The following is a 25,089-nucleotide window of genomic DNA, read 5'->3' on the forward strand; positions in this document are numbered from 1 at the left end:
GGTGTAGAGATGTTCCGTAAAATGCTTGACGAAGGTCGTGCTGGCGAAAACTGTGGCGTACTACTACGTGGTACTAAGCGTGAAGACGTACAACGTGGCCAAGTACTAGCGAAGCCAGGTTCAATCACGCCTCACACCAAATTTGACGCAGAAGTATATGTACTGTCAAAAGAAGAGGGTGGTCGTCACACACCATTCCTAAACGGCTATCGTCCACAGTTCTACTTCCGTACCACTGACGTAACTGGCGCAATCCAATTACAAGACGGTACTGAAATGGTCATGCCTGGTGATAACGTTGAGATGGGCGTAGAGCTTATCCACCCAATTGCTATGGACAAAGGTCTACGCTTCGCTATTCGTGAAGGTGGCCGTACTGTAGGCGCTGGTGTTGTTGCTAACGTATTGAACTAAGACTTAAGTCTCAGTAATGAGATTATGAATTAGTCATAAAAAAGCCACCCTATCTAGGGTGGCTTTTTTTTTGGGGGTGTGAATGAGGAGAAGGGGTTAAATACTAGGGTTTTTCTCTCATTTGAAAAAATAAATTCCAAAGCTATAAATTACAAGGACTGCTTCATATATAGTAGATTAAAGATTTGCTTATAGATAGCTATAACCCTTATTATATAATGGCAGGATTTTAAAAATAAAAACACAATAACTTAAATCGGAGTAAATCATGATTACCCATGTACCTGATGTGACTTTTAAGACTCGTGTTCGTGATGAATCTATCGGCGGAGACAACCCATTTAAATGGTATGACTTAACCACAGATGAGTTATTTGCCAATAAAAAAGTGGTGGTTTTCTCTCTACCAGGTGCCTTTACGCCAACGTGTTCGATCAGCCATCTACCTCGTTATGAAGCGCTTTACGATGAATTTAAAGCATTAGGCGTAGACGAAATCGTTTGCATTTCTGTCAATGATGCCTTTGTCATGTACCAGTGGGGCCTGAAGCAAAACCGTGAAAACGTTTTCTTGCTTCCTGACGGCAATGGTGAGTTCACTCGTAAAATGGGCATGCTGGTTGATAAGAGCAATCTTGGCTTTGGTATGCGTTCATGGCGATATTCGATGTATGTCGATAATAAAGAAATCAAAAAGGTGTTCAAAGAACCTAACTTCGGTGACAACTGTCCAACAGATCCATTTGAAGTATCAGATGCAGATACCATGTTAGAATATCTGAAAAGTAATGCTTAATCACAATTCTTAAGTGTGTTGACGTTTGACTGGTATCATCAGGCGTCGATAAATACTTGAATGCTGAAGCTCAAATACTGTCGAACTGCTTAATCCTTAAGTATAAGGGCTAAGCAGTTTTTTTATGTTTTCTACAAAAATTTTGGCAATATTAAAAGAAATACCTAAGATAGTGTTAAATATGAGGCGCGAAAGCGGGTGTTTATGACATAAATAATGTCATTTCTGAGTAATTATAAAAATGACGATAAGATAGCATTTATTGCATAAGAAAAATAAAGGGAGAGGCGGTGTTTATTATAAAGAAATTAGCAATCAATACATCAGAGCGGCAACAAGCGCTTCAAGCCGTTGCAAATATCGAAGCGCTCGTACAGCCGCACGACGCATGGACTGAGCAGACGTTGGCTGAGATGCTCGCGCAAGATAGTATGCATATGCTCATAGTTTATAAACAAGAAGATAAAGCCGATAATAATAAAGTCATTGGCTACTGCCTCTATCAAGTGATTTTTGAGCAAGCAGAAATTTTGCGTATTGGCACGCATCCTGATTATCAACGACAAGGCATTGCTTCACAAATTATTGATAAGTTGCATGAAGTATTGCAGAGTAATCAGGTGGAAAATTTGTTGTTAGAAGTACGAGCAGACAATCATGCTGCGATAGCGTTATATGAAAAGCAAGCATTTGCAGTCATTCATAGACGCAAAGGCTATTATAAGTCACCGAATCAGTCCGCAGTTGATGCACTCATTATGCAACATGTCTATGGTGAGTGAAGAGAGTAAATTCTCAAGTGTTAAGCGTAGTTTCTTTAAAGATAAATTATTTATCTCAACCAACGTTATCGTGTTTAACTTGATGGTATTTTCTTTTTACAGATATTAGTGTCTAATTGATAATTGCTGTCTGCTTTCATCCGTGCAAGAACATCTATACGCTCGCTCAATAACTCTACCATCACGCTTATATTGGCTTGCTGTTTTTTAACCTGTTCTAGCTTTTGCTGAGTCAGCATGAGCTGCAAATCAATATCCAATTGGCCATCATAGTAATCGTTTAAGCTGTTTTTGATTTCAGTAAGGGTGAAACCAATGGCTTGCGCGCTTTTGATTAGCTCAATACGCTCGACGCACTCGGGATGAAACTCAGTATATAAACGTGAGCCTGCTTGACGCTTACGTGACCTTAATAGGCCCAACTGTTCATAGTGACGCACGGTGTCTTTGGTCGTATTGGCCTGTGCTGCCAACGCGCCAATCAATAAAAATGAATCATCAAGCGCCATAAGACTCTCTTAATTGTTTAGCTTTTATAGATTTCATGATTGATGCTGCCAAGGATTTGCTGTATCGAGAAGGGATACGGCCAATGGTTGATGAAAATTATTGTGCCAATTGATGGAGAGACTGCTTATTAAGCGGTCTAATTGAGCAAGAAAGTCAGGACGCGGTAGAGTAGTGGCACCCAAGCTCATGAGATGATCATTAGGTAACTGGCAGTCGACAAGTGCAACATGGCTTTGCTCACATAAGCGCATCAGCCCCCAAAACGCCAGCTTAGATGCATTAGAGGCACGATGAAACATGGATTCGCCAAAGTAGATGCCGTTTATTTTTAGCCCGTACAGTCCACCAATGAGCTGACCTGTCTCGTCCCACACCTCAATGCTATGGGCAAAGCCCTGTGCATGCATTGTGGTATAGGCCTCAATCATCTCTTCATGAATCCAAGTGTGTTCGCCTTCGGGCAGGTCATTATTAAGACCATCGCTACGCGGCAGACTACAGGCATGTATGACGTCATCAAAAGCTTGATTGAGTGTTAGTTGCCAACGCGTGCGACTTGCTTGCTTGCGCAGTGACTTACTCGGTTGATAATCAGATGGGACGATCACACAACGTGGCTCAGGACACCACCAAGCGATAGGCTCATCTTCATTGAACCATGGAAACAGTCCTTGTGCATAAGCAGATATTAATGTATCGGGTGCAAGATCGCCACCCATCGCGACAATACCGATGCCCTCAGGATCGATAGAGATAGGATCAGGAAAGTCATAACGCCCAAGACTTTGTAAAGTCTCAGGCGTGATGTATTGATCATGATCGCCATGCTGCGCAAAGTTATTCATTTAGTCTTCTTGATCAGCAGTCAGCGTTGACGCATAGGTATGGTCTTTCGCCGTTGCCTCACCGATAGCATCCAAATATTTCTCAGCATCCAGCGCTGCCATACAGCCAGTACCAGCAGAGGTAATGGCTTGACGATAGACATGATCAGCCACGTCACCTGCGGCAAACACCCCTTCGATACTGGTCTGCGTGGCATTACCATTCAAGCCACTATTGACGACCAGATAGCCATCTTTCATATCCAATTGACCTTTGAATAGGTCGGTATTAGGCTTATGACCGATGGCGACGAACATACCCATTGCATCCAGTTGTTTGGTGCTGCCATCAATCATTGATTCGATAACGACACCATTGACGCCCATGTCATCACCGACCACTTCTTTGACTTGATGGTTCCATTCGATTTTAACATTACCGTTTTTGGCTTTTTCAAACAGCTTGTCTTGTAGGATTTTTTCAGAGCGCAGACTATCACGGCGATGCACTAAAGTGACTTCAGAGGCAATGTTAGAGAGGTATAAGGCTTCTTCAACGGCTGTATTACCACCGCCAATCACAGCGACTTTTTGATCTTTATAAAAGAAACCGTCACAAGTGGCACAAGCGGATACGCCAAGCCCTTTAAATTTGGTTTCTGATTCTAGACCTAGGTACTGAGCAGAGGCACCTGTTGAGATAACCAGGGCATCACAAGTATAGGTGCCATTGTTACCTGACAGCTCAAAAGGACGTACATTCAAGTTAACATCATTGATATGATCATAAACCAATTCTGTACCGAAACGCTCAGCATGTGCTTTCATACGCTCCATTAATGCAGGACCGGTCAAATCATGCGCATCGCCTGGCCAGTTATCGACTTCGGTGGTGGTGGTTAATTGGCCACCCACTTCAATACCCGTTACCATAACAGGTTTAAGGTTGGCGCGTGCCGCATAGACCGCAGCCGAATAACCGGCAGGACCTGAGCCTAAAATGATGAGCTTTTCGTGACGTGAAGTAGTAGTGTCAGTTGCCATAAGTGGTTCCTTTCTAAATATACGAATGAAAAATATGAGTTATAAATCTAATAAAAAAACGTCAAGCGTTGCTACTAATATGGTTTTTCTAATTGCTGTGTGATAATAACATAAGGGTAGATAGCAAAAAGTGCAAGTTTGCTAAAACAAACACAGCTATCATTAGAATCAAAGCATGATAACCTTGAAATACTCGTGCTAGAAACAGCTGGTATTTTATAGGGTCTATACAAAATTGTTAGCAGTATTCTGTTAGTAACTTTTGGATTATTCGCAGATTTTTTGCGCAAATCGTATATTGATTTACTTTCTTGCACGCTTTCTTTATAAGAGTGTCGCCACTGTACCTATGTATTTGTTATTATAAGAAGTTATGCCAAGTGTGATAGAGCTTAAGCGATGACTGCTATGCTCAGGCCTTTTGAGAGGTGAATCTCAACCAAACACTTTGCTAGGTACCTTTATATGTCAGCACTTTATGTCAGCATGATTAGACTTAGTCATGCACTGGCGACCATTTAGTATTAACAACAAGGCAGATTTTACGTGATATCAGCACCGCTTATTGAGTATTTAAAAAAGGGAATATTTACCCTCCTTGGGTTAATACTGGCTGTTTATTTGTTTGTTATTTTAATGACTTACACAGGCAATGATCCTAGCTGGTCGCACATCAGTAGTGATATGACGACTATTAACAATATGGGTGGCCAGACGGGCGCTTGGTTGTCCGACTTGCTCTATAGCTTTTTTGGCTATGGTGCATGGTGGTTTTTAGCGTTTGTGGTTTATGAGTCTATCCTTATTTGGTGGGACAATAAGCCGACGTTTTGGCTCATGCGACTGGTCGCTTATGTGTTTTTGCTGTTGAGCGCCAGTGCATTATTTGCACAACTGGTTGCCTTAATTCAGCAAGTAGCCAATCCTGCATCAATGGGACTTGAAGGCGTGGCTGGTGGTATCATCGGTCTTGAGTTGCAGGAACGTTTGACACAGTTGCTATCGCAGTGGGGCAGTGTGGTTTTCTTGGCGGTGTTCGTTGTGATTACCGCGACCTTTGCCTTTAACATCCATTGGCTCGCTATATATCAGAAGATTACAGCATTATCTTGGCTTGGCTCAGGGTTAAAAAATAAAGAAGATGCTGCCGAGTTGGATGAGCAAAGTGAGGTGTCGCAAGACCGTGACAGTATCAAAGAGGGAAATCCCAATCAAACAGCCGAGTATGAGCAGCTGCCACTTGAGTTGCAATCAGCTGACGATGCGAATAGTGCTCACGCAGTAGATAATAGTGGCAGATTCAGCAATGTATTATCAGATTTTTTGTCGACGTCAGGATTGGCTGATAGTGTGAAAGCATCTATGGCGACAGCAAAAGCAGCAGCAACGTCTAGCGATGAAAAAAGTGAGTCACCATACGCGGTCGCAGCGACTGCTAATGCTACGGTTGGCAGTACAGTCAGTGACACCAACACATCAACGATACCAAACCCTATCGTAGCACCTGCTCGCAAAGTCGAGCCAAGCTTTGCATGGAATGATGCAAATACGGTTGCTGATCTGCTCGCGCGTGAACAGATGGCTTATAGCACTAACAGCATAGATAATTCTACTGTGCCTAACTATGCACAGAGTGAAGTCGTCACTGACGTGTCATTAGAAGAAGCAGTACAAACCTCTGTGGCAGCACCGATGGTAGAAACAGAAACTCAATCAGATTTATCTAATCAAGAGCTAGCTACTCAATCCTCAATGGATGAATCAACGAATGCTCAAGCTGTCAATCAGGCTATTACTGAGCCGGAAGACTCTCATCCAGATGATACAACGGAGAATGTCGATAAGTTGGCAGAAGCATGGTTGGCGGAGCATGGCAATATATCAGAACCTGTTGCAAAATCGTCGGTTGCTACTGCTGAGGAAACTAATGTCACTAATCAAATTCCGCAAGAAGAGCTATCAAGGCCTACGTCAGACGCCACTAATAGCATTCTAAGTGACGACTCTTATGGGTTCTCTGCTGCACAGTTCGAACTATTACAACGTAATGAGTCATCGCCTGTACCTGAGGCCACAGTGGCTCAGCCATCAGTAGAAGTGGCCGCATCAGTATCAGAAATTTCGGATATGACACCGACCAATACGCCGCCTGCCAATCCAAAAGCGGCGCCGACTGTGGAAGCGGTCAGTTCGGCCTCAAATGCACAGCCTGCAGTCCCAGCTAAACCTTCTGTCAGCTTTGCGGTACCAGAAGGTGATAGTAGCAACCATATCACAGATATGATGCCGGAGGAGGATAGTACTGACGATAGTGCACCCGTTATGCCGCATATCAGCGATGACGAAGCATTCAGCAAAAAATCACGCTCTATGCAGACGGCTGCCTATCGCAGTAGCCTAACCCCTATTCCAGAAGTGTCTATATTGGACAAGCCTGATCCTGACCGTAAGCCTAGCTATACCGTCGCTGAGCTCGAACAATTATCTGAGCTGCTTGAGATCAAGCTCCAAGAGTTCAATGTAAAAGCCAACGTCGTCAACGCTATCCCAGGGCCTGTGGTGACTCGTTTTGAAGTGGAGCTGGCAGCTGGTGTCAAAGCCAGCAAAGTTACTGGTATTTCACGTGACTTGGCGCGCTCATTATCAATGGCCTCTTTGCGTGTGGTCGAAGTCATACCAGGCAAACCGTACATCGGTATTGAAGTGCCCAATAAAAAACGTGAAATGGTGCGCTTAATCGAGCTACTTAGTACCGAGATGTTCAAAGACCCTAAAGCACAAATCAGCATGGCGATGGGTAAAGATATCGGTGGTAACCCCATTATTACTGATCTGGCGCGTGCACCGCATATGCTGGTTGCTGGTACCACAGGCTCTGGTAAATCGGTATTGGTCAACTCAATGCTATTATCGATGTTACTCAAGTACACGCCCAATCAATTGCGACTCATCTTGATTGATCCAAAGCAGCTGGAGCTTGCCAACTATAATGACATTCCGCATCTGCTTACCCCAGTTGTCACTGACATGACTGAGGCCGCTAGCAGCTTGTCATGGTGCGTGGCCGAGATGGAGCGCCGCTATCAGTTGATGAGCTTACTCAAGGTTCGTAAGCTCAACGAGTTTAATAAAAAAGTCATCGCGGCAGAGAAATCAGGCAATCCAATGCTCGATCCGTTATGGCGACCAAACGACAGCGTAAGTATCAGCCAAGCGCCAAAGCTCAAAACTCTGCCCATGATTGTCATCGTCGCAGATGAGTTTGCCGATATGATTATGCAGGTGGGCAAGCAAGCCGAAGAGTTAATCACGCGCTTGGCACAAAAATCACGTGCGGCTGGTATTCACTTAATGCTAGCTACTCAGCGCCCATCAGTCGATGTCATCACGGGTTTGATTAAAGCCAATATCCCAGTGCGTGCAGCACTACGAGTCAACTCAAAAGTCGATTCGCGTACGATTCTGGATAGTGGCGGTGCTGAGGACATGCTCGGTAACGGTGATATGTTGTTCTTGGGGCCAGGTCAGATTGAACCAGATCGTGTGCACGGTGCTTATGTCAGTGATGAAGAGGTCAACCGTGTCTGTGACGCATGGCGTGAGCGCGGTGCGCCCGATTATATTGACAACATGGCAGGAAATTTTGAGCTATCTAGTCCGGGCGGTGGTAGCACGGCTAATGCCTCTGGTGAAGATGATGATCTATATAATGACGCCGTCGCCTTTATTATGGAAACGCGTAAGGTCTCAGCTTCTAGTATCCAGCGTAAGTTCAGTATCGGATATAACCGTGCCGCCCGTATTGTCGACTCAATGGAAGACGCTGGACTGGTCAGCTCGATGGGCAAAAGTGGTAAGCGCGAACTGTTAATGTAGTGCTTAGTATTGAATGAATAATGAAAAAACGAGTCACGACAATGGCTCGTTTTTTTTGTGAAAAAGATTCAAGATTAATTCACTCATAAGCGAATAAGCTACCAAAACTTTCAAATGACCAGTGAGTTTGTTTATCAACCATAAGTCGTGGTTTTTTATAATAAACTGACAGTTACTGATGAAATAGATATTTAAAAAATCTTACTACAATTACTCTCCAAGGAAGGTTGGTTATGTTTAAAGAATATACCCAGTACGATGCACTCGCCTTAGCGGCACTGGTTAACTCAGGTGAGGTCAGTGCAAAGGAGCTATTAGACGCCGCCGTTTATCAGGCCAATAAACTCAATCCCAAGCTAAATGCCATTATTCACCGTTTCGATGAGCGCGCTTACAACGCGGCGCAGGCAGGACTGCCTTCTGGCGTATTTACTGGCGTGCCGTATTTGCTAAAAGATCTCTCATTTAGTTTTGCAGGTGAGCCTATTACGATGGGCAGCCGCAGCGTCAATATCCTCTCAGAAAAAGACAGCGAAATCGTCAAACGCATGAAAGCGACAGGCGTCAATACCTTTGGCAAAACCAATACGCCAGAGTTTGGCTTGATTATCACCACTGAGCCAAAAGCCCATGGCGCCACTCACAACCCGTTTAAAAAAGGCTATAGCTCTGGTGGCTCGTCAGGTGGTAGTGCCGCGGCAGTGGCGAGCGGTATCGTACCGATGGCAGGCGGCGGTGATGGTGGCGGTTCGATACGGTTTCCATCTGCCTGGTGCGGTGCGTTTGGCTTAAAACCAAGCCGTGGCCGCAATCCACTTGGCCCTAATCTTGGTGAAGGTTGGGATGGGGCAGTGGCCGATCATGTGATTACGCGCTCGGTACGTGATAGTGCCGCGATGCTCGATGCCACCAGTGGTGTAGAGATTGGCGCGCCTTATGTCATTGCGCCGCCAGACGGCACGTTTTTGCAGGCGGCGATGCGCGCGCCAAGGCCATTGAAAATCGCTTTGCAGCAGCAGCCATTGATTGCCAATACCGTAGTGGACAAAGAAGTATTTGCTGTACTGGAGCAAACCGCTAAGCAGCTAGAATCGATGGGGCATCAAGTGATACCCGCTGAGCCAAATATCAATATCGAGCAGTTTTGGCATGACTTTATCGTCGTGGTCTGCGCGCATACCGCCTTTACGATTGATAATATCGAGCGTGAGTTTGGGCCCGCCCATATCAAAAACCTAGAGCCGCAAACCTACAATATGGCGCTACTCGGACGTTCGCTATCAGCAGTGGACTTGGTTCATGCCAAGCATGGCTGGCATCACAGTCAGTATCAAACGGGGCTGTTATTAGAAACCTACGATATGATTTTGTCCCCGACGGTACCGACGCCTGCGGTCAAACACGGCGTGCTACCACCCAGCCGCATGGATGAGATGATGATGCGTAGCGCTGGGGTGCTCAATAAAGGGTTTGACATGGGTAAATATGCCTTTAAGTCAGGCATGATCGAAAAGCTAAGCGCGCCTGTGCTAGGAAAAATGGGCTTCACATTGTTGGGCAACGTCACAGGATTGCCAGCCATGTCGGTGCCAGTCGGCATGAGTAAAAAAGGCTTACCAATTGGCATGCAGCTGATTGGGCGTATGAATGATGAGGCGACGCTATTTAGTCTGGCAGGTGAGATGGAGCGTGCGGGTTTATTTACCAAACCTGCCTTTGAGAAGTAGGTTTGGTTTGTGTGCTTTAATTAGATAAGTAGGAAATAGTAAATAGAAGCTAATCAAAGCGGTAAATATCCATACCCAAACTATGATGGGCCATGCTCTGATGAACAACCGAGACGCGCTGACCGGCACCTAACGCAAAAAACAATGGCAGCAAATGCTCGTCACTTGGATGAATGTCTTTGTACTCTGGATATTGCTGCCAGTCCAGGGCAGTGGGTATGTCTATCTTGAGCTGCTGGAGCAACCACTGCTTAAAGGATTTGGCAGCTTGGTCAATGCTATCGGCATCCCAGCGCAGTGCTTGTAAGTTGTGGGTGATATTACCTGAGCCAATAACAAGAATTTTCTCATCACGCAGATGCGCGAGCTGCGCGCCCAATTGATAGCAAGCAATGCTATCGTAATGCTGCGGCAGTGACACTTGAACGATAGGCACATCTGCCTCTGGGTACAGGTGTCTGAGCGGTGCCCAAACGCCATGATCACAGGCACGTACAGGATTGACGCTACATGTGATACCGCGTGCGCTGAGCTGCTGAGCAAGTGTCTCAGCCAGCGCTGGTTGACCTGATGCAGGATATTGAAGATCGTAAAGCTCAGGCGCAAAACCCGAAAAATCATGCCACGTTTTTGGCTGCGGGTTACTGCTAATCTCAAGCTTTGCTGATTGCCAATGCGCCGACATAATGACGATGGCACGTGGCTTAGGTAAGTTTTGCCCGATACGGGCCAATGCACTGGTCGTGGCAGATTGCTCAATCGCAAGTGTGGGTGCCCCGTGCGAGATAAACAACGCAGGTAGTTTGGATGCATTAGGCATTATAGCAGACGCACTTTCCCATGCCGCAGCAGAGGTAATAGGTGTCTGTACAGTGTCGTGATGATGATCACGCTGATGCGTAGTCTGAGAGGCTTTGGATGTCGCGCGTTTTGGATATGTCATGTTCCATTTATTAGGGCATGCGCCAGTTTTTCAATCTATTTTGGGATTGACGTTTTAAATCAAAAAAAAGCTTGGGGTGTGGTTAATTACCGCGATGATAAGGGTGGTTATTGTTGATACTCATCGCGCGGTATAGCTGCTCCATTAGTACCACGCGTACCAGCGGATGCGGCAATGTCAGTGCTGATAATGATAACTTTGCGTCGGCTTTTGCTAACACTGCTGGTGATACACCATCTGCACCGCCGATGGCCAACGCAATATCATCACCTTGCTGCATGCCATCAGCGAGTTTATCAGCCAATCCTTCCGTTGAAATCATCTTACCTTTGACGTCTAGTACCCATAATTGCTCACGGCTCGCGGCATTATGAGCGGCCAATATCGCTTGGCCTTCTTGCTCACGGTACTGTGCTAGATTGGCATCTGATGGGTTTTTTGCCCGTTTGGCAGCGGCAATCTCTACAATCTCTGTGCTCAGCATGGGCTGAATACGCTTAAAATACTCATCAAAACCTGTTTGCACCCAGCTAGGCATCTTATTGCCAACGGTCAAAATTCTAACCTTCATAGTACGTACCATTTTTTAAATTGAAAAATTTTTACATTCGAGCACTGAATCTGAGTATTGATAGCCATCAGTGCTCAATTATCTAATCATTACATCAAAGGGGTAATGGTCTCTGACACGCTGTGATCTACATCCTGCTCATCATCACTCGTATCGGCTTGGCGTTGTTTTGGAATCACGCTGAGTTTGGCATCAGACTCGAAGACAATAGCTTCGATATCATCAAAATTATTGACCCCTTCAGCGCGCATCGCACATTCGATTTCTTGACGAGTCAGGCGCTCGGCCCGCATCGCTTCTGGCAAAAACTGCCCTTGATAAAAGACAATACGTGGATCAGACAGAATAACACTGCTAAATTGCGGTGAGATAGAGGCGTATTTGGTTATCAAAAACTGTAAGAGATAGAGTACCAATATCGACGAAGCCCCTTCGATGAAAGGGATGTTTTTGAGCAAAATGGTACTGGCACCCAATGAGCCAATCATGACGGTCACGATCCAGTCAAAGTTATTGAGCTGTGACGTCGATCGTTTACCAGAGGCTTTGGTCACCAACACAATCAACACGTAGATCATAACAGTCGTTAAAACAATGCGACCGAGCTTATCTATGTTGTCAAAAAAAACCGTTTCCATGATGTTTGCTCCTATTATAAAGTAAAACAAATAACCGCTAAAATTTGACTGCTCAAAGTTAGCCTAACGGATTTTACCTATGAGTAGGAGAAAACTTTGTATTACCTTGTAGGTGGTCGGTTATGCTCGTTGTAGATAGTTGGCTGTGTTCATACTGTTTTGGGAGCAGGGTTCAAGAAATGGTTGATGGCCCATAGGCTGATACGCGTACTGACCAAGGTGAATACCAGCATCAGCACCAATGAAGAAAGCAAGGGCAAAGGCCGCGCCATAGCCATCTCGAGTAATACCTCACGGCTAACCCCATCAAATAACCAAAACCATATGGCTAAAAAATAAAGGACCGTCAATAACCAAACCACCGCAACACCGCCAAACATGAGCCGGTTGATTTCATTTTTAGCCAAAGCACGCTGCTGATGCTTGATGAATTTGCTGACCGCAATATAAGCACCGACGATGATAGAGACGACCATGACCAGTTGCGAATTAAGCGCAATCTTGGTCTGAATCATCATAAAGATGGCGCTGGCAAGGATGTAACCAATGGCAAAAAAACCAATATATTGCGCCAGTTTAGTCTGGCTTGACGCAAGCGTTCGAGGCTTACTGAGATGGGTTGTCTGGCGTGACATAAGCTGGCCTTTATAAAGGTAAAAATAAAAGTTTTAAAAATATATGAATAAACATAGCAATCATGATTGCTGTGCAAATAATCATACCACTTGCGTCAAAATATCTGCTGCTGCTTTACTACTGCTCACTAAGCATCGCTTTAGCAAAACCATTAGCGCTGAGCGGTCCAGTCGAGTACTGCATCTAATACAGGTCTTGCCGTATAAGGATTGAGCGCTTGATCTGTATTAATCATACCCACAACGACATAGTCTTGACCTGACAACCCTTTGACATAGCCTGCCATTGAGGTGACGTTATTTAATGTGCCTGTCTTTATCCATGCTCGGCCAATCGCTGCTGAGTCAGGTAATCGCTCACTATGAGCGGCAATGGTGCCACTGACTCCAGCGATACCTAACGAGTCTACATACGCATCAAAGCTTGGGTGATTATAAGCATAGGTCAACAGCTCGCTTAGATTGGCAGCGGTGATGGTGCAGTCGCGGCATAGTCCCGAGCCATTGGTCAAATAAGGTGGCGGTGTGCTTAGGTTGGTTTGCCACCATTGGCTGATGTGTGTTAGCGCTGCAGGATAGTCAGTATGCATCGGCTGATACTGGTACAAGCTGGCGGCCTTTTGCGTGCTGTTTTTAGCAGGCATATTGGCGCGCTCAGTTGTGTCATAAGCGCCGATGGATAAGGCAACTTGCTCTGTCATGACATTGTTTGAAAAATGATTGATGTCATAAATTTGCTGCGTTAAGTCCAATGAAGGATAGCTGACCATAGGCAAAGGCGACATGGTAATAGCCGTGAGACCATGTACTAATTTTGAAGTATTTTTGGCATTGTAAGGGGTTTCTTGTGAGATCACTTGTCCGCTCAGTGTATTGCCAAGCGCTTGCCATTTAGCAGCAATGACGTGTGCGGCAAACGTTTTGGCATCAGGATACGCCACATAAAACACATGCTCACCGCAGCTTTTTGGCAGGCTGGCATTGAGTGCTAGCCGCTCCGCTTGCCACTGCGGCGATAGGCTGTAGCTTACCTGTCCGCAAGCCGCGTCGCGTGTGCGGATCTTATTAGGGAGTTGATAGTTAGCCAGTCGCGGCTTATAAGTCAAGCTTGCGTGGTCGTTGCCCAAAGGGTGAGTCTTGATACCGACGGTGCTAAAGTTCACCAAAAACCCATCTGGACTGGCGTTGTAAGGACGCAGTGGCGCATTGTCAAAGGCGGCAGGATCTTTGCTCACCGACTCAAAAATGCTGCTATCAACGATGATATCGCCATTGATATGGCGAATACCCGTCGCTTGCACTTGATAAAGGAGCTGCTTTAATCGCTCATGAGTCATCTTAGGGTCGCCGCTGCCTTGAATGATCAAGTCGCCCATCAAGGTATCACCGACTTGTATACCCGTATGATAAACCCGCGTGTGCCATACAAAACCTGCCCCCAATGTATCAAGCGCGATAAAAGTGGGTACCAACTTCATGGTGCTGGCAGGCGTACGCGGTACATCAGGCTGATGATTCAATAGTGGTGAAAAGGAGATTTTTACCGAGGCATTATCCGTGCTCACTGCGCTATTGTCATCATTAGTAAGGGAGGGGTTCTCATCAGGTACAACCGTCGGTATGCCCTCTACACTCTGATACGTATAAGGATCATTAGTATACGTATGTATTTTTCGCTCATGCTGTTCAATCGTACGCTGTTCAATAGTGATTAGCGCGCTTTGTGAGTCAGTATGAGTGGTGATGTTGGTCGCTAGATTATCTGTCTTTGTCACGTTTTGGCTGCTATTGTTTTCATTAGCAGTCACAGCGTTATAGTCAGAGGGTCGCGTCGATTGGCGATCCGTATCACGGCTATCAATCACTTGCACAGACGCGGGCAGTCGACTGGCATTTTTGTTACCCACAGGCGTTACGATAAGACTGATATCAGACGCTGTCAGATTGGCACGTGACAATGATGCTTCAATGGGGGCTGGTAGAGCCGCCTGTGCATAAGCAGGCGCTATGATCATCGCAGCGAATAGCGTGAGGGTAGGCAGACGTTTATTAGATAAGTGAGAGGGTAATACACGGCTACAAATTGCGGCAGTTTTGGCAGTAATGGGCGACTGATGGTCGCGCTTTGAACGGTATCGCATGAGCATCTTTCATCAGGTGGCAAAAACTGCTTATGGTAACATGAGTTGCTGTTTTCGGATATGCTCTCAGAAGCTCAATTTTATCGTCAATAATAAAGGCTAGCGTACATGCAAAAATGCCATCGCCGTCATTATTGCATCGTTATAAGCATCATGGGCACCAAGCTCAGGAATACCATAATGCGCCAGAATATTAGTCAAATGCTGCGTTTGATTGGGAATACCTTGCGTACGGTCGCCCATACGTCGACTGTATAATTGACGCACATCGATGACTTTGTTGGGCAGGGTCGTTCCCATATAGCGTTTGACCAAAGGATTTAAAAATACCATGTCGAGCTGCGGGCAGAATCCGACGATGGGTCGGTTATCAATAAAAGGTAACAAGAGAGCCAGCATCTCGTCATAACTCATGCCATGCTCGACATCAGCAGTACGCAGACCATGAATGACAATTGTATCCCGATCTGGCATTACAGGCGGTCTGCAAACTAAGTGCATGCCATTACCCGTATCGATCGTATTGCCATTGATTTGTATCGCTGCCACGGATAATAAATGGTGCTTTTTGGGGTTCAGGCCAGTCATTTCACAGTCAATCGCTACCCACTGCTCAGCCGACGGTATGGTGAACATTGATGCCAGCTCCGGACGCTGTAACTGCGTCTTTTGCCAAGCGCAAGATAACTGCTGTAACCAGCTCATGTTGATCATCCATTTATTTATTCTATTGCTATATTTATGCTATTTCTAACTGATAGTGTTGACGCAGCTGATTTTTAAAACTTTTTACCACGGCCAGACATTCTTTAAGCAGGTCGCGTTCTAGTGCGGTTAGTGTCGTTGGATCGACTTGCCTTGCCTGCTTGTCCTCGGTCGAGAGTACTACGGATAGCCGCTGCGCCATAAAAAACTCAAGCGCCTCCAATAATGTATCGGCGCGCTCTTGGGTCAGGGCATGAGACTGCACCAATGCTTTTAGGCGATCTTTACTGCTAGGCACATCGAGCACATCATTTTCTAATGCCAAGGTACGAATACCATGAACCAATGGGAAGATGCCTGCTTTTTTTAGATCAATATCTGCTGATATAGATTTACCCCCTATCAAAGGTACAAACTTTTGCCACCACTGATTGACATCGCCAAACTGCAATGCTGCACGGGCAAATTGCCGGATAAACATTGGATCGGCTTGTCTGTGAGCCATTCTTAAATGCTGACGTACCTGTGTAAGTAGGGTTTCATCACCGCAGACGTATTCGCCATCCATTATGGCGGACAAGTAGATGCCATGCATGGGGTCAGTGTTCCTAAACCATGAGGCGATCTGTTTGTTGAACTGCTTGAGTGGTTGTCGCCACATGGAATTGGTCATCATGATATTGCCATCGCACAGTGGATAGCCAAGCGTTGCCAAGTGATTATTAAAGGTATCGGCAAACTGTGCCAAATCCGGATGCGTATAGCCATCACGAATGATCAGGGCGTTATCTTGATCGGTACGCATGATTTGCTCGCCGCGACCTTCTGAGCCCATGACGATGAGACAAGTATTGCTTATCACTTCATCAGGCACGATCAGCTGCCAGAGCTTGGTAAATACTTGCGCATTCAACGTCTGCACCATGCGGCTGATATTACCGATTTTGACACCGTTTTGATGCTGCGCACGAATATAGCGACCGATAAGCTCGACTGCGGTATCTAGGCTTGATAGATCGGTTGCTTGCTCGATTTGAATACTAATGAGCTGTGAGTGATGACCAATGTGGGCGAGCATATCGTTTTGTCCAAGCACGCCGACGACATCACCACTGCTATCAATGACTGGCAGCCTGTGAATGCGATAGCGAGTCATAGTGAGCAACGCATCGCCAATCTCGTCAGTGGCCTTGATCGTACGCAGGTTAAAATTGGTATAGCGCTGGCAAAGCGTAATAGCGGGATCTTGTCTGTCACTCACAGCGCGACAAATATCCGTATCGGTGAGAATGCCTAACAGCAGTTTTGGCTGCTCAGTGTCTCGTATATTTTCTACATAGTTCAGCGGTCGTACCAGTACGTGTTTTAGCCCAGCCTCGGTCATGATACGCGCAGCTTCGTACAAGCTGTTATTGGCATCGACAATATGTACTGGCAATAAATGGACGTCGCTGACAGGTTGCAGCATGATTTGCTGCACTTCTTGTTGATGGGTATAGCCAGCAGGGTTTAGGGCTTTGTTGCTACGGCGCTGTCGCAATGCCTTTAGTCTTTCGGGTAGCTTGTCTGATAGCATTTGGCGTACCAGATGATTTTGCGCGCTGATTTTATCGACAGTCGCACCATCGACTTGTAGCAGCAATGTCTCCTCACTGGCCCGAAACTGGTACGGCTGTATAGGCGTGTTTTTACTTTCTGGCACACCATTTTTTATGAGTGACTCAGGTAAGCGGCGACTATCAAACCAGTCATTATTGTTTGGCTCATCAGAATGGTTGCTGCCCAAATAAGAGGCGACAAATTCACCACCCAGTGATTGCTCAATTTGTCCTTTGATGACCACATATAGATACTGCAAGTCTGCTGCGGGTAGGATCTCATCTCTAGCAAGATAGCGGATCTTCGTGTTTTTTCTGATGCTTTGACGTTCAGCTAGACTCAGTACGTCAAAGGGCGGCTGGGTAAAGTCAAGATGGGGCATGGCATCATCCTTGATGGTATATTTTGCAGTAGAGACTTTACTATAGCACTATTCATGCAAAAAGCCTCTAATAACCCTATTTATATTGTGGTTATTAGAGGCTGCTTTATTAGCTCAAGATAAAAGCTTTTTGAGTGGCTGTTTATGCCGCCAGCAACTTTCGAATACGACTGATTGCTTCGCGGCTCTCCTCGACACTCGCGACCAAAGCAACACGGACATAGCCTTTTCCAGGATTATTCCCATCAACCTCGCGTGACAAGTAGCGTCCTGCCAATGCATGGATATTGGCCTGCTCGTATAATGCTTTGACAAATACTTCATCATCGCCATCGAACGGTTCAGGTACTTTTATCCAAAAATAAAATCCAGCTTCTGGCATGCGCAAATCTAGCAACTCGCCAAGCTCTGACATCCATAGCGCGAACTTTTCTTGATAAAGGGCGCGATTGTGTGCGACATGCTTTTCATCTTGCCACGCAGCGATAGAGGCAAGCTGATGCGGTATCGGCATCGCACAGCCTTGGTAAGTACGATATTGCAAATAAGACTGCAAAATCTTGGCATCGCCCGCCACAAACCCAGAGCGTAAACCAGGTAGGTTCGAGCGTTTGGATAACGAATGGAATACGATACAGTTTTTGAAATTACGGCGACCCAGATTCGCGCAAGCTTGCAGTAAGCCAATCGGAGCAGTATCAAAATACAGCTCGCTATAGCACTCGTCGCTGGCAATGACAAAACCGTATTGGTCTGATAAACGAATGAGATATTCCCAATCCTCCATAGTCATAACCGAACCCGTTGGGTTATTCGGACTACAGACAAATACAAGCTGCGTGCGTGCCCAAACGTCTTTTGGCACCGCGCGATAATCCCCCTTAAAGTCATTGTCTAACGTACAGGGAACAAAATGGGGCGTCGCTTGTGCCAATATTGCTGCACCTTCATATATCTGATAGAACGGATTGGGCATGACAACCAAAGGCGAGGCATTAGAGGCTGAAGAGGACGTGCTTTCGTTATCAGCGGCATCATGATTTATGACGGCTTGTACAAAGCTAAAAATGGCCTCGCGAGTACCCATTACTGGCAAAACTTGGGTGTTGGCATCGACATGGCTAAGAAAAAAACGCTTCTCTAACCAGTGCGCAATCGTCTGACGTAACTCAAACATACCATTGGTGGTCGGATAACGACTTATTCTGTCCAAGTTTTCGCGTAGTACGTCCAGTACAAATGCTGGTGGCTCATGTTTTGGCTCACCAATACCCAGTTTGATTTCGCTGTAACCGTCGGCAGGTATGCTGTCAGCGAGTAAGGTTACCATCTTGGCAAAGGGATAAGGATGTAGATGCTTTAAGTTGTGATTCATAAGTGTGATAACTATAATAGACAATTAATAATAAAGTTATAAAGAAAATTTACATTAGAGCAGTGTAATACCTCTTTTGCCTTTTTCTTCTCATAACGTGAATGCGAATTTATTGTGCTTGAACGGCTGACCTTATCATAGCCCATTCAGTCGTACTTACAAAGCGCATTGAACGCTTCGCGTCTGATAACTTATAACAATATAAAAGATGACTGTCAGTGCCAGAGACAGATCATTTTAAGGACAGTTTGATATGCCTAGTGTACTAAATCATAATAACTTCATCGCTAAAAATATCAATAATGACACTCCTGATGCAGGTGCGCATCCTATTAACGTATATGCGCTGCTAAAAGAACGTGAAGCGTGCTGGTGGCAGGCGAGGCAGCAATTGATTGAGCATCAAGAGAAGAAAATCTTTTGGTATGGCGAAAATAGCTTAATCATGTGGTTACTATGGCAGTTGGTTGGTTACGTGGTTGTCGCCATGGCACTGATGCTGCTAAATAATATGTTGAATATATCGTTATCTTTATGGCAATACATTGCCTTATTTATCTTACAGACCATATTTTTTGTCGGTATTCTTGCAGCGAAAGGCCGTCTAGCGAACAAGTTGCAGAATGAGATAGATAAAGATGAGCTGCTAGGTGAAGAGGCGTTCAATGAAATGATTATTTTGGCAGAGGATAGTCTGTATCCTGACGTGCATGCCAAGTCGCCTATTTCTTTGAGGCAGCTGGGTGACTATCTTAATGGCGAGTTTCATTTATCAAGCTTGCATTGCTTATTACAAAAAGAAATCAAGGCTGGACGATTAATCATGGAGCAGCAGCTACTTGAAGTAGGTGTTTTGCCACCAGAGCTTGCTGATGTAGAGCTGATAGAACATGCTGACAATATAATATACAAGAGCACGCTGTAAAGCGCGCCCTTGTCACCAAAGATGTTGTCATTCAATTAATAGCTATAAACCACGTTGTTTTCTCTTTTGGTCGCTAGGCTGGCGAGCAGTGCTGATTTTAACGCATCAAGTCGTTCAGCAGATAAGGGCTTATCATTTTGGTCACTGATATAAAACATATCTTCTGCGCGCTCACCTAAGGTCGTAATACGAGCCGCATGAACCTCAATTTGCTCCTGCAAAAATATCTGTCCAACCCGAGCCAAGAGTCCTGGCTGATCCAGTGTCTCTAAGCTCATGATATGCTGGTCAGATGCCTCATTAAACTCAAAGTTAATCACCGTAGCCACTTCAAAATGCCTGAGCTGACGTGGCATACGTTTGTTGGTGAGCTTTAGTACTGTTGGATCTTTAAAGGCATTAATCAGGCGCTGTTTAAGCTCTTGCTGACTGTCTTCATCGACCAACAGCGTACCACTAGGATCTAGCAGCACATAAGAATCCAAGGCAAAGTCGCGGGTAGCCGTAATAATACGCGCATCTAATACATCAAGATTCATTTGATCGAACACCGCCATCGTAACGGCAAACAGATTCATCTGATCTTGGGTATAGACAAAAACCTGTACGGCATCCAGTGCCAGCTCGCGATGCTCACGCAAAACCACCAGTGGCGGACTATCCGCATTAGAAGCAAGCCCAATCGGTGGATGGTTTAAGATGGCTTCGGTGTGCCACAAGATGTCTTCTGCAATCTCTCGCAAAAAGTACTCATCGCCCAAATCGTCCCATAGTCGCAATACTTCATCGCGATTCATGTGCTGATTATTGACATTGTCTAGCATCGCGAGCGCCTGCGCACGTGTGGCACTGATCATATCTTGGCGATTGGTCGGCGCATCAATATCGGCGCGCAAAATGCGCCGTGTCTGCGAGTAGAGTTGTTTCATCAGCGTTGCCCGCCAGCTGTTCCAAAGCTGCGGGTTGGTTGCATTCATATCAGCAACGGTGAGTACGTACAGATGATTCAAGTGCGTCACATTACCGATAAGGTCTGCAAAGACAGTCACCACCTCAGGGTCTGAGATGTCTTTTTTCTGTGCGGTAATCGACATTAATAGATGGTAGCGAGTCAGCCAGCCAACCAAATTGGCGTCGGCTAAGCTCATGCCATGTGACAGACAAAACTCAATGGACTCTGTCTGACCAAGCTCACTATGGTCGCCGCCACGACCTTTGGCGATATCATGGAACATCGCGGCCAGTACCAAAATCTCTTTGCGCTCGATGCGCTGAAAAATAGTGCTGACCAGTGGAAACTCTTCAGAAAACATAGGATCGGTAAAGCGGTGCAAAATTCGAATCAAAAATAAAGTATGCGCGTCCACCGTATAGCGATGGAACAAATCATATTGCATCAGACCCGTGACTTGCGCAAAAGCAGGAATATAGTTGCCCAATACCCCATAGCGATTCATGGTGCGCAGACGATGGAACAGATAGTTTTGCTCTTTTAGATTAGATAAAAATAACGCTTTGTGAACAGGGTTGTCTCTATAGGTCTGGTCAATGCCGCGCGCCGCAATTTTGAGTGCACGCAAGGTATGGGTGCGAACTTTGTCGATACCATGCTGACCCATCAATAAAAACATCTCTAAAATAGACTCAGGATGCTGAGCAAAAACCCGATGGTGCGCTATAGCAATATGATCGCCGACACGGTTGAATCTTGCATTGATCGGCTGCTTTTTGGGGCGCTCATCATCAGGCAGGCTGGGCTCTATGATGGTCTCATAATAGTGGTTGGTCAGCATCTCAGACAGCGTTGATATTTGCATGGCACAGCGATAGTAATCACGCATAAAGCGTTCAACGGCCGCATTGGGCTGGTCATCTGGCTGGGTCTCGTAACCCATTAATTGAGCAATCTCACGCTGATAATCAAACAACAGCTTGTTTTCGTTACGTCCGGTCAGCACATGCAGATAATGCCGTATCTGCCATAGATAGCCTTCTGCAAAGCTTAACTCATCAAACTCTTTTTCGGTCAAAAAGTTTTGTTGTACCAAGTCATAGAGCTTGCCCACGCGAAAATAGCGTTTGGTCACCCAGCCGATGATATGAATGTCACGCAAACCACCTGGGGCCGTTTTGATATTGGGTTCAAGATTATACTCGGTGGCATTATGTTGTAGATAACGGGCCTTGGACTCTTCCATTTTTACATCAAAAAAGGCACGAGGAGACCACTGCTTGTTAACGATTTGGATGGGCATATCTCGCAGTGCTTCGTTGCCGATTAACAATCGAGCTTCGAGCTGGGCACTGGCTATCGTATGGTCAAGTGCAGCTTCTAACGCATCGTTGACGCTCCGCACAGATAGCGCAGGCTCCAGCCCGATATCCCACAGCAATGCGACCAATTTATCAATCTTACCACTGGCATCAGCGCCAATTTCGTCAGGAGATAACAGCAGGATATCAATATCTGAATAAAGCGACAGCTCACCGCGTCCATAGCCACCCGTTGCAAACAATGCCAAATCCGTCTTATCTAGCTCAAACCATTTGAATAGCGCAATGAGTAAGCTATCAATCGCGCAGGCACGTGCTTCGACCAATTGACGGATATTGGCACCACGCTCAAGGGCACGGCTGATATCCTCATTGATTTGTGCCAACCATTCAGGAATGCCAAGCAGCGCTTTATCTGTCGTATTTTGCTCTGACAACAGCGAGTTATCTGTCGCCGTATCATTTGATAGTAGCGGTAGGGGCGTTAGATCAATAGAAGCGACATCACAAGTAAACATGAGTGTTATCCAGTTAAGAGTTTAAAAATAAAACGTTTGGGCTAAAAAGCGGCGCACCAACAGCATACTGAATGCTGATAAAAGTCTCAAATAGCATGCATGAATAAAGGCACCACAATAAGGGATTACATCATCGAGTATAAAGACAAAAAGCCAGTAAGCACAATACTCAATCTGTCCTAACTCGATACACGCTAACCATCGGCCAAAAAAAAGACCGCCTAGGCGATCTTTTATGGTCTTACTGTGTCAAAAAACTCAAATCTTCTTCAGGGCGCGTGGTAAATACTTCACAGCCATTGTCGGTTACGACCATCGTATGCTCCCACTGAGCGGACAGTTTGCGGTCTTTGGTAATCGCTGTCCACTCATCTGGCAAAATCTTAGTCTGCCACGTGCCTTGGTTAATCATCGGCTCAATGGTAAAGGTCATGCCCGTTTTTAGCTCAAAGCCTGTGCCTTTTTTGCCGTAGTGCATGACTTGTGGCTCATGGTGGAATTCATCACTGATGCCATGACCACAAAACTCACGGACGATACTAAAGCGCTCAGGCTCGACCACTGCTTGAATCGCTGCACCAATATCACCGAGACGCGCGCCGTTTTTGACCACACTCATGCCAGCATATAGCGCGTCTTGTGCGACTTTGCAGATACGCTGCGCCATGATAGAGCCGTTACCGACGATCCACATTTTTGAGGTGTCGCCGTAGTAGCCGTCTTTGATCACTGTCACATCAATATTGATGATATCACCATCTTTGAGTAGCTTGCTTTCGGTTGGGATGCCGTGACAGACCACGTGGTTGACTGAGGTACAAATAGATTTAGGAAAGCCATTGTAGTTCAGCGGAGCAGGAATGGCTTTTTGCACATTGACGATATAGTCATGAGCGATTTGGTTGAGGGCTTCGGTACTGACGCCAACTTTGACATGTTCGTCGAGCATGACAAGGACGTCGCTGGCAAGTTTGCCGGCCACACGCATTTTTTCTATGGCCTCTGGGGACTGGATAAGGGATTTTTTAGTCATCATCTTGTGTCTTATAATTATGGGTTTAATGTGGGGAGATTATACCATAAATGGATGAATGGCAGTTTTATGATAAGTGATATTAAATCTATCATTATTATTGACAATAGTTGCTTTACAGCCCCATTTGAGCCGTTATGACCCTCCAGTCACGATAATATATTCATATTTTGACAATTTAGTTGAATCTTGTAAAAGATAGAAGTAATGTAATTTTGCATGCTAAAGGGATTAGCAGCAGTCTTTGCCGATGTTATGAGGTAAAGGCACTCACCATTAATGATGACAAGGATGTTGTTATGACGCTCTTTTCGTACGTTCGTGCTGCGCTCACGCCGCGCACTTTTTTACCAATACTGGGCTCTATCAGTACTGGCGTTTTATTAATGACCATGCAAACCACCTCAGCGCAAGCGGCAGGGCAGTACTATAATTGTGCCAACGCCAATGGCTGCACGCTAGTCGATAGCAAATACTTTACCTCCAGTTATACCAAGACTCAGTATCCAGTGGTCCTGGCGCATGGGCTTGGCGGCTTTACCAAGATGTTTGGGGTCTTAGATTATTTCAACGGGATTCCTAGTGAGCTGATGAAAGGTGGATCAGAGGTGTACACCACCAAAACATCAGCGGTGAATAATAGCGAAGTTCGCGGCGAGCAGCTATTACAGCAAGTCAAAACTATCACTGCCATTTCAGGCGATCCAAAAGTCAATTTGTTTGGGCACAGTCAAGGCGGTATAGACATCCGCTATGTCGCTGGCGTTGCACCAAAATACGTCGCCTCGGTCACCGCCGTATCAAGTCCAGAGCAAGGCTCAAAAACAGCCGATTTTGTCAAAAACGTCCTTGAACCAAACAATGACACAGGTGAGCCATCAAACGTCACGACACAGCTAGTATCAGGGGTGTTTAATTTGATTGGCGGCTTTACAGATGTGGGATCAGGCATCAGCTTTAAAGAGATACAAGCGCAAGATGGCTGGCAAGCACTCATGGCGCTATCAACCGATGGTGCGGCCAAATTCAATGCCAAATTCCCCGCAGCAATGCCAACAAGTTACTGTGGTCAGCCAACCAGTACCTCTGCAAACGGTATCAAATATTACTCATTTAGTGGCGTCGGACAAGTCATGAGATCCCTTGACCCTAGTGATTATCTGCTTGCAGTAACAGGCGTACCGTTTTTATCTGATGCCAATGATGGTCTGGTCTCTGTCTGCTCAAGCCGACTTGGGTATGTGATTCGTGACAACTACATCATGAACCATCTAGATTCAGCCGATCAGGTATTAGGTTTGACCGCATGGGGCGAGTCTGAGCCAAAATCTATCTATCGTACTCAGGTCAATCGCCTAAAAAACGCCAACCTTTAAG

Annotated in this window: 20 protein-coding genes; 7 read left to right on the forward strand and 13 right to left on the reverse strand. The window is 45.7% G+C overall.

The genetic code is table 11. The features are described 5' to 3' along the window. The 3 genes from BLR43_RS05600 to rimI form a co-directional block, all read left to right on the forward strand. On the forward strand, positions 1-414 hold a 414-nt coding region (locus BLR43_RS05600; RefSeq protein WP_342021342.1), incomplete at its 5' end, for an EF-Tu C-terminal domain-related protein. Positions 415-682: 268 nt separating this feature from the next. Continuing rightward, complete coding sequence (locus BLR43_RS05605; RefSeq protein ID WP_093069443.1) at positions 683-1,210, forward strand: peroxiredoxin; 528 nt, start codon at positions 683-685, stop codon at positions 1,208-1,210. Between the two features lie 290 nt (positions 1,211-1,500). Then, positions 1,501-1,992: a ribosomal protein S18-alanine N-acetyltransferase gene (rimI, locus tag BLR43_RS05610; RefSeq protein WP_227674164.1), complete on the forward strand. Its 492-nt coding sequence runs from the start codon at positions 1,501-1,503 to the stop codon at positions 1,990-1,992. A 74-nt stretch (positions 1,993-2,066) separates the two neighbouring features. Here the strand turns inward: rimI and BLR43_RS05615 are convergent, their stop codons facing one another. Genes BLR43_RS05615 through trxB form a run of 3 tightly spaced genes read right to left on the reverse strand, consistent with a single transcriptional unit; the run spans position 2,067 to position 4,370 of the window. Continuing rightward, a complete protein-coding gene (locus BLR43_RS05615; RefSeq protein ID WP_093069445.1) occupies positions 2,067-2,501 on the reverse strand; it encodes a MerR family transcriptional regulator in 435 nt (144 codons plus the stop codon). Positions 2,502-2,534: 33 nt separating this feature from the next. Further along, on the reverse strand, positions 2,535-3,347 hold the full coding sequence (gene aat, locus BLR43_RS05620) for a leucyl/phenylalanyl-tRNA--protein transferase (protein ID WP_093069447.1): 813 nt from the start codon (positions 3,345-3,347) through the stop codon (positions 2,535-2,537). Then, the gene (trxB, locus tag BLR43_RS05625) at positions 3,348-4,370 is read right to left on the reverse strand and encodes a thioredoxin-disulfide reductase (RefSeq protein ID WP_093069449.1); all 1,023 of its coding nucleotides are present in this window, start codon (positions 4,368-4,370) and stop codon (positions 3,348-3,350) included. A 546-nt stretch (positions 4,371-4,916) separates the two neighbouring features. Here trxB and BLR43_RS05630 point away from each other — a divergent pair. Beyond that, a complete protein-coding gene (locus tag BLR43_RS05630; RefSeq protein WP_093069451.1) occupies positions 4,917-8,246 on the forward strand; it encodes a DNA translocase FtsK in 3,330 nt (1,109 codons plus the stop codon). 233 nt (positions 8,247-8,479) lie between these two features. Continuing rightward, positions 8,480-9,973 (forward strand): amidase, encoded by a 1,494-nt coding sequence (locus BLR43_RS05635; protein ID WP_093069453.1) that lies wholly within the window; start codon positions 8,480-8,482, stop codon positions 9,971-9,973. 49 nt (positions 9,974-10,022) lie between these two features. Here BLR43_RS05635 and BLR43_RS05640 read toward each other — a convergent pair whose 3' ends face one another. From BLR43_RS05640 to dapC, 8 genes are all read right to left on the reverse strand, one after another. Further along, a complete protein-coding gene (locus tag BLR43_RS05640) occupies positions 10,023-10,916 on the reverse strand; it encodes a DODA-type extradiol aromatic ring-opening family dioxygenase (protein WP_093069455.1) in 894 nt (297 codons plus the stop codon). Positions 10,917-10,998: 82 nt separating this feature from the next. Further along, complete coding sequence (rlmH, locus tag BLR43_RS05645; RefSeq protein ID WP_093069457.1) at positions 10,999-11,487, reverse strand: 23S rRNA (pseudouridine(1915)-N(3))-methyltransferase RlmH; 489 nt, start codon at positions 11,485-11,487, stop codon at positions 10,999-11,001. Positions 11,488-11,576: 89 nt separating this feature from the next. After that, the gene (locus BLR43_RS05650; protein WP_093069460.1) at positions 11,577-12,125 is read right to left on the reverse strand and encodes a DUF421 domain-containing protein; all 549 of its coding nucleotides are present in this window, start codon (positions 12,123-12,125) and stop codon (positions 11,577-11,579) included. Between the two features lie 149 nt (positions 12,126-12,274). Next, positions 12,275-12,760, reverse strand: a complete 486-nt coding sequence (locus tag BLR43_RS05655) for an ABZJ_00895 family protein (RefSeq protein ID WP_093069462.1) — start codon at positions 12,758-12,760, stop codon at positions 12,275-12,277. A 152-nt stretch (positions 12,761-12,912) separates the two neighbouring features. Next, positions 12,913-14,901, reverse strand: a complete 1,989-nt coding sequence (gene dacB / locus BLR43_RS05660) for a D-alanyl-D-alanine carboxypeptidase/D-alanyl-D-alanine endopeptidase (protein WP_093069464.1) — start codon at positions 14,899-14,901, stop codon at positions 12,913-12,915. A 99-nt stretch (positions 14,902-15,000) separates the two neighbouring features. Beyond that, entirely contained in the window at positions 15,001-15,606 is a 606-nt protein-coding gene (locus tag BLR43_RS05665) for a 3'-5' exonuclease (RefSeq protein ID WP_201587558.1), read from the reverse strand. Positions 15,607-15,640: 34 nt separating this feature from the next. Next, positions 15,641-17,587: a DUF294 nucleotidyltransferase-like domain-containing protein gene (locus BLR43_RS05670; RefSeq protein ID WP_093069466.1), complete on the reverse strand. Its 1,947-nt coding sequence runs from the start codon at positions 17,585-17,587 to the stop codon at positions 15,641-15,643. A 142-nt stretch (positions 17,588-17,729) separates the two neighbouring features. Beyond that, complete coding sequence (dapC, locus tag BLR43_RS05675; protein WP_093069469.1) at positions 17,730-18,962, reverse strand: succinyldiaminopimelate transaminase; 1,233 nt, start codon at positions 18,960-18,962, stop codon at positions 17,730-17,732. A gap of 253 nt (positions 18,963-19,215) precedes the next feature. Here dapC and BLR43_RS05680 point away from each other — a divergent pair, with 253 nt between their 5' ends. After that, on the forward strand, positions 19,216-19,887 hold the full coding sequence (locus BLR43_RS05680) for a hypothetical protein (protein WP_093069471.1): 672 nt from the start codon (positions 19,216-19,218) through the stop codon (positions 19,885-19,887). 35 nt (positions 19,888-19,922) lie between these two features. Here the strand turns inward: BLR43_RS05680 and glnD are convergent, their stop codons facing one another. Continuing rightward, positions 19,923-22,679 carry a [protein-PII] uridylyltransferase gene (gene glnD, locus BLR43_RS05685; protein WP_093069474.1) on the reverse strand — a complete coding sequence of 919 codons (2,757 nt, stop codon included), beginning with the start codon at positions 22,677-22,679 and terminating at the stop codon, positions 19,923-19,925. A 241-nt stretch (positions 22,680-22,920) separates the two neighbouring features. Continuing rightward, positions 22,921-23,712, reverse strand: coding sequence for a type I methionyl aminopeptidase (map, locus tag BLR43_RS05690; RefSeq protein ID WP_379542917.1), 792 nt, complete (start codon positions 23,710-23,712; stop codon positions 22,921-22,923). Positions 23,713-24,011: 299 nt separating this feature from the next. Between map and BLR43_RS05695 the strand changes: the two genes are divergently transcribed. Beyond that, positions 24,012-25,088: a lipase family alpha/beta hydrolase gene (locus BLR43_RS05695; protein ID WP_093069478.1), complete on the forward strand. Its 1,077-nt coding sequence runs from the start codon at positions 24,012-24,014 to the stop codon at positions 25,086-25,088. Position 25,089: the final 1 nt, after the last annotated feature.

The sequence above is a fragment of the Psychrobacter pacificensis genome, from assembly GCF_900101915.1.
Classification (GTDB): Bacteria; Pseudomonadota; Gammaproteobacteria; order Pseudomonadales; family Moraxellaceae; genus Psychrobacter; species Psychrobacter pacificensis.

Bases quoted from the DNA above. Each gene is read 5' to 3' on its own strand.
- BLR43_RS05695 (WP_093069478.1), top strand. From the start codon at position 24,012: ATGACGCTCTTTTCGTACGTTCGTGCTGCGCTCACGCCGCGCACTTTT.
- glnD (WP_093069474.1), bottom strand. From the start codon at position 22,679: ATGTTTACTTGTGATGTCGCTTCTATTGATCTAACGCCCCTACCGCTA.
- trxB (WP_093069449.1), bottom strand. From the start codon at position 4,370: ATGGCAACTGACACTACTACTTCACGTCACGAAAAGCTCATCATTTTA.
- BLR43_RS05605 (WP_093069443.1), top strand. From the start codon at position 683: ATGATTACCCATGTACCTGATGTGACTTTTAAGACTCGTGTTCGTGAT.
- aat (WP_093069447.1), bottom strand. From the start codon at position 3,347: ATGAATAACTTTGCGCAGCATGGCGATCATGATCAATACATCACGCCT.
- dacB (WP_093069464.1), bottom strand. From the start codon at position 14,901: ATGCGATACCGTTCAAAGCGCGACCATCAGTCGCCCATTACTGCCAAA.
- BLR43_RS05650 (WP_093069460.1), bottom strand. From the start codon at position 12,125: ATGGAAACGGTTTTTTTTGACAACATAGATAAGCTCGGTCGCATTGTT.
- BLR43_RS05665 (WP_201587558.1), bottom strand. From the start codon at position 15,606: ATGAGCTGGTTACAGCAGTTATCTTGCGCTTGGCAAAAGACGCAGTTA.
- BLR43_RS05655 (WP_093069462.1), bottom strand. From the start codon at position 12,760: ATGTCACGCCAGACAACCCATCTCAGTAAGCCTCGAACGCTTGCGTCA.
- BLR43_RS05640 (WP_093069455.1), bottom strand. From the start codon at position 10,916: ATGACATATCCAAAACGCGCGACATCCAAAGCCTCTCAGACTACGCAT.
- dapC (WP_093069469.1), bottom strand. From the start codon at position 18,962: ATGAATCACAACTTAAAGCATCTACATCCTTATCCCTTTGCCAAGATG.
- rlmH (WP_093069457.1), bottom strand. From the start codon at position 11,487: ATGAAGGTTAGAATTTTGACCGTTGGCAATAAGATGCCTAGCTGGGTG.
- map (WP_379542917.1), bottom strand. From the start codon at position 23,712: ATGACTAAAAAATCCCTTATCCAGTCCCCAGAGGCCATAGAAAAAATG.
- BLR43_RS05635 (WP_093069453.1), top strand. From the start codon at position 8,480: ATGTTTAAAGAATATACCCAGTACGATGCACTCGCCTTAGCGGCACTG.
- BLR43_RS05680 (WP_093069471.1), top strand. From the start codon at position 19,216: ATGCCTAGTGTACTAAATCATAATAACTTCATCGCTAAAAATATCAAT.
- BLR43_RS05615 (WP_093069445.1), bottom strand. From the start codon at position 2,501: ATGGCGCTTGATGATTCATTTTTATTGATTGGCGCGTTGGCAGCACAG.
- BLR43_RS05670 (WP_093069466.1), bottom strand. From the start codon at position 17,587: ATGCCCCATCTTGACTTTACCCAGCCGCCCTTTGACGTACTGAGTCTA.